The following is a 4,772-nucleotide window of genomic DNA, read 5'->3' on the forward strand; positions in this document are numbered from 1 at the left end:
TTTCAACCGCGCCTGCTACGGCACCAACCCTGCCGACGACGACGGCGCGAGCTTCGTCCACAACCACGATGCGCTCAAGCGCCTCGGAATTCCGATGGGTGCCTACCAGTTCTATCTCTTCGGCCAAGACGGCGCGGCGCAAGCGAAGCACTTTCTGGAGGCCGCCGACGGCCGCTACGGCACGCTGTTCCCGGTCGTCGACGTCGAGGAAGAGAGCGCTGCGCAGGGCTCCGGCGGGACAATTGAAGAGCGCATCGCCAACCTCGCCGCCTACAGCGCCGCGGCCGAAAAGGGTCTAGGCTGCAAGCCGATCATCTACACGAACTCCGATTCGTGGAGCACGTACTTCGGGGATACGGACGGCTTTAGCGGTCACCGCCTTTGGGTCGCCTCGTGGGGCTCACCCGGCAAGATCGCGCTGCCCGGCGGATTCAAGAGCGCCCAGCTTCAACAATATGCCGACGATGGTTGCATCGACGGCTTCGACGGCAACGTCGACCTCGATTGCCTCCTCGGCCCGACGACGATTGCCGATCTGACGCGATGATCGCGCGCATTCGCAAAGCGCTGCTCCCGCTGAATAATCACCCGGTCGGGTGGGGCGGCTTTGCGCTGGCCACCCTCGGCATCATCGCACCCTCGAGCGTCGATCTACTCTTCCCGCACTTCGATCCGGCCTTCCGCGCATCGCTGCACGAGTGGGGCCGGCTCGCTGCGCAGTTCGGCGTCGCCGCGGCGTTCATCGGGCGCGCGCCGCAGATTAGCGGCAGTCCGTAACGGACACGGGAGCCTCGTTCACGGCCTCCTATGGCGCATCGGCGCTTCAGCATACCTAGCGCTAGGAGGAACCCCATGAATCTCTGGACCCAAATCGAAATCTACGTCTTGACGCTCGGCATTTCGTGGCTGCAAGGCAACGCGCAGCAGATCGAAAAGGACCTCGCGCCCTACATTCAGGACGGCGAAAACGCGATCATCGCGGCCGTCAGCAAACTCAGCCCGTCGCTCGGCGCCCTCTTGCAGGCAGCGCTCACGGCGCTCGGGCCCGATCTGCCGAAGTTCGAAGGCGACGCGGTCGCTTGGCTCGTCGCAGTCGCCCAGGCGTACCTCAAAAAGCTCCAGGGCTGACGCAAGCCTAAGATCGGAAAGGGAGATCGCCGACGCGGTCTCCTTTTTCGTTCGCGGCTGCCCGGGAGGCGGCTGTAACAAGTGCTCCGCTTCCTTATTAGGATCGGCCGAGAAGATAGGCAAAACCGCGAAGCCGGCCACATGCTGCTATGGTACGCAACTTCTCGCTCAAGTGTCCCAATGCAGCAATCTCGTCCCCCGTCAAAATCTGAACCGGTTGGGGGCGCCCGCGTATCCTCTGGCGCGGATCCATTCGCGGCGCAGGCTCGACAAAAAGGCCGCCGATCACCGCGGTCACCGCGCGCGCGGTCTCCTGTTTGAGCTCGAGGCTCGCGTCCGCCCAAGTCGTCGACAGTACCGTGAGAACGTCGATCACCGCGTCGACCGAGACCGTCATCTTCTCGATGGCGGCGATCTCGCTACGCGCGCCGTCGTAGGCGCCACGCGCACGTTTCCGATCGGCGTCTACCTCATCGAGCCGCTCACGCATCTGCTCACCGGTGATCTGCCCGCGCTCGGCCATATCCCAGCAGACACGCCGGCGCCGTTCGATCTCGTCGACCTCGAGCTTCGTAGCCCGTTCGCGGGCACGTAGGCCATCGAGTTCCGCCCGGCGGTCCTGCGGTTCGAGCAGCGTCGGCTCGGCGCTCAGCCGGCTCAGGATGACTTCGAATGCGGCCTCAGCGAGGCTCGAGCGCCAGTGCGGGTAGTACCGATGTTCGGCGATGTTTCGGCAGACGTAATACCGCTCCCGATAGGGCTCGCGGCCCGAACACTGGCCGGAAAGCATAAAGCCGCACGTGCACCGCAGGGCGCCGGCGAGCGGGTACGGCCACGACTGAATCTTGCGCGTTTTGAAATCGGGATTGGCGACAGAGTTGGCCTCATCCCAAAGCTGCTCCGGTACAGCGACGCCGCGCAGCGTGCGGCACCAAATCAGGCGCTGGATCGTCGAGCGACCCCAGCGAAGCGCCCGCGTCTTGCCATCGTGCAAGAGCTTGGGCATCGCGCGTTCGGCGGCGTACCTTGCCAGCCGGTCGTAGCCCCAGCCGCCGGCGCGCCGTTCGAATATCTCTCGAGTCAGGACGGCCTCGGGCTCATAGGCGACGGCGCGCCCGTCGAGTAGCGTGCACCCGTAGGGCGGATTGCCGTTGTGGAGGCCGGCGGCTTTCCGGCGAGCTTTGCCGGCGCGCACGCGATCGGAACGTTTCTCGTTTTCGATGCCGGCGATCACGGCGTCGAGGATCGGGCGCAGGGCGTCGCTGGCGCTAGCGATCGTGACGGCTCCGATATCGCGCGTGTAGATCGTCGCGCCCAGTTTGCGCAGCTGTGCGATCGCCGCGATGCTATCAAGCCCATCGCCGCGGCCGAGCCGATCGAGCCGAACCATCAGGATCCGTCGCGGGCGCTCGGCTTTCGGCGTCGCGATCAGCTCGGCAATGAGGTCGTCTAGCAGTTTCCGGGTGCCAGCTTTGCCGGTTCCGACAGCGCTGAACGTGCGCGTGATAAGCCAGCCGTTGGCGGCTGCGGTCTGCTCGCACCATTTGATTTGCTCCTCGAGCGTCGCCTCTTGCGGCGAGCTCGAAACGGCGCAATAGGACCAGGCGCGCTCACTCATGGTCGGCCCCTATGCTATCCCCGGGCGACGATTGCCTCGTTGATCGCGTCGACGATCGCGACAATAGGCTGAGCATTTGGCGACCGCAGCGCCGCCTTCTCGCCTCCGGCGGTCGTAATCATCACAATATAGCGCTTGGGATTCATCAGGACGAGGAGAATCCCAAGAACGAGCACCCCGCCGCCAAAGCCCGACAGATGCCCGGTCGAAGTGACGTTGAAGATCGCGATCACGCCGCCGAGCAGCGCGAGAAGCCAGCCTAACATCGACCGCGGAATGACGGCCATCCGCACGGAGGTGATCGCGGCGATCGGATACGTCACGCCAGCGATAATCGCGCGCACCGGCGTGATTTTCGCCGCTGCATCGAGATAGATCGTGCGTTCACCGCCCTCGGGATTTATGCTCACTTTCCACAACCTCCAAAAAGTTGTGAGTAACTATTCGCGGGAAGCTTAAGGCCATTCTGGTGGCAACCGGAGGGCGGAACATACGTTCGTGAAGCGAACGAAACGAGGCCGGATGCAGAGCGACAATATCATCGATCTTTTCGACGCCCGGACGAGCGCGGCGATGACTCTCCGATCGCTCGCTTCAAACCTTGCGCTTCCGGACTACCCTGTTCAAGAACCTCCGCGAGCTTCAGCAGCGCCGGTCGTAGATCAGCGCGAAATGCTGCCCACTGATCTTCGAGGGAAGGTCGTGCCGCTTCGGAGGAAGCCTCCGGCGGCGTAAGGCCGTCGACGAAAGCGCTGATACTCTCGCGCCGCGCGTGGCCGGCACGCCCGATCGCCTCATCCATTGGGACCCCTAACGCGTCGGCGATTGCCTCCATGGTTGCCAAATCTGGCGCGGAAGCGCCGTTTTCTATTTGAGAGATCGTGGTCCAATCGAGCCCTGCTTTATCGGCCAGCTTGGGCTGAGTCAGCTTAGCCTTATCGCGAGCGGCCCGCAGCGCCACGCCGATGCGCCGCCGCCAAGACTCCGAAAGGCGCAGGTCATCGCGTTTCGGCGCACTCGATTTCGCCATGGGTCTACGCTTCCATGAGCTAGCCCCGGTGTCGTATTGGCTAGAGCCCTTGACAAGGCATTGGCTACGGCCTATAGTCATGGGGTGCAGCCAATGTCGATCAAAGAGCTTCGGGCCCGAGCCGGCCTCACGCAGCAAGAACTAGCGGAGCGCGTGGGCAGCGATCAGGCCCAAATCTCCGGCTATGAGACCGGGAGAATCGTTCCATCTGGCCCCCGGCTTCAGGAGCTTGCAAAAGCTCTCGACTGCAGCGCGGACGACATTGATCTGGGCCCCAAAGCCGAGGTCGCTTAACCATGGACGCCACCGTAACCGCTGGATCGACCCTGCGCCCGAAGCGTACGGCCGTTCGTATGATTAGCGCCTCGATGGACGGCGGTAGGCCGACCGATCCACTCACGAACGCCTTCGACGGTTGCATGGAGGGGCTCGTCACTGCGATCGACGATCGCGACGTGCTCGACAAGCTGCGCGGGCGTCTGTCGCAGGTCCGCGCGATGGAGACGCGCCTGCTCGTTCAAATCGAGCGTCGCATCGACCGGCTGACAACCAGTGCGATCCCCGAGATACGGCGCATCGCACAAGAAACAGATCGCGCCCTCACCGCGCGCACCGAGGCCAACCGATGATCCGCCACGCTATCGACAGCGTCTTACTCGCCGTCATTTTTGCGATGTGCGGCGCCGCGCAAGAGCCGCACTACCATTTGATTTCCAACTTCATCGCCAACGCGCAGCAGGTTCGCGCGGAGATCGCGACTACCGCCAACACGTTTAACACAGTCGCGGGGGCGTTGTGAACGACGCGATGGACCTCGGCTACAAGGAGCGCAGCGGCCAACTCAACCTGAACGATGCGCGCGTTCGCGCCTGGTACGAAGCGGTCGAGAAGCACAGCGAGCAATGCTCGGGAGGCGCCTGCGCTGGCTGCGCGCGCTTGCTGCGTCGCAACGCTGAGTTGCGCGCCATTCCGGGGCTTCTCGCGTGAACACGTTCG

General features: G+C 63.7%; 9 protein-coding genes. 6 read left to right on the forward strand and 3 right to left on the reverse strand.

Features of this window, described 5'->3' with window-relative positions; all coding sequences use genetic code 11:
- From VGG51_07820 to VGG51_07830, 3 genes are all read left to right on the forward strand, one after another.
- Positions 1–547 (forward strand): GH25 family lysozyme (locus tag VGG51_07820; GenBank protein ID HEY1882931.1); only part of this gene is annotated, 547 nt, incomplete at its 5' end.
- Positions 544–777 carry a hypothetical protein gene (locus VGG51_07825; protein HEY1882932.1) on the forward strand — a complete coding sequence of 78 codons (234 nt, stop codon included), beginning with the start codon at positions 544–546 and terminating at the stop codon, positions 775–777. The genes VGG51_07820 and VGG51_07825, both read left to right, overlap by 4 nt.
- A 75-nt stretch (positions 778–852) precedes the next feature.
- The gene (locus tag VGG51_07830; protein HEY1882933.1) at positions 853–1,128 is read left to right on the forward strand and encodes a hypothetical protein; all 276 of its coding nucleotides are present in this window, start codon (positions 853–855) and stop codon (positions 1,126–1,128) included.
- A 97-nt stretch (positions 1,129–1,225) separates the two neighbouring features.
- Here the strand turns inward: VGG51_07830 and VGG51_07835 are convergent, their stop codons facing one another.
- The 3 genes from VGG51_07835 to VGG51_07845 form a co-directional block, all read right to left on the reverse strand.
- Positions 1,226–2,746, reverse strand: coding sequence for a recombinase family protein (locus tag VGG51_07835; protein HEY1882934.1), 1,521 nt, complete (start codon positions 2,744–2,746; stop codon positions 1,226–1,228).
- 14 nt (positions 2,747–2,760) lie between these two features.
- Complete coding sequence (locus tag VGG51_07840; protein HEY1882935.1) at positions 2,761–3,156, reverse strand: DUF6232 family protein; 396 nt, start codon at positions 3,154–3,156, stop codon at positions 2,761–2,763.
- A gap of 128 nt (positions 3,157–3,284) precedes the next feature.
- On the reverse strand, positions 3,285–3,707 hold the full coding sequence (locus tag VGG51_07845) for a helix-turn-helix transcriptional regulator (protein HEY1882936.1): 423 nt from the start codon (positions 3,705–3,707) through the stop codon (positions 3,285–3,287).
- A 365-nt stretch (positions 3,708–4,072) separates the two neighbouring features.
- On the opposite strand from VGG51_07845, the gene VGG51_07850 reads away from it, so the two are divergent.
- Genes VGG51_07850 through VGG51_07860 form a run of 3 tightly spaced genes read left to right on the forward strand, consistent with a single transcriptional unit; the run spans position 4,073 to position 4,763 of the window.
- Complete coding sequence (locus tag VGG51_07850; GenBank protein ID HEY1882937.1) at positions 4,073–4,405, forward strand: hypothetical protein; 333 nt, start codon at positions 4,073–4,075, stop codon at positions 4,403–4,405.
- Entirely contained in the window at positions 4,402–4,575 is a 174-nt protein-coding gene (locus VGG51_07855) for a hypothetical protein (protein HEY1882938.1), read from the forward strand. Before VGG51_07850 ends, VGG51_07855 begins: the two co-directional genes overlap by 4 nt.
- On the forward strand, positions 4,572–4,763 hold the full coding sequence (locus VGG51_07860) for a hypothetical protein (protein ID HEY1882939.1): 192 nt from the start codon (positions 4,572–4,574) through the stop codon (positions 4,761–4,763). The genes VGG51_07855 and VGG51_07860 overlap by 4 nt, the downstream gene beginning before the upstream one ends.
- Positions 4,764–4,772: the final 9 nt, after the last annotated feature.

It is taken from the genome of Candidatus Cybelea sp., from assembly GCA_036489315.1.
In the GTDB taxonomy this organism is placed as follows: Bacteria; Vulcanimicrobiota; Vulcanimicrobiia; order Vulcanimicrobiales; family Vulcanimicrobiaceae; genus Cybelea.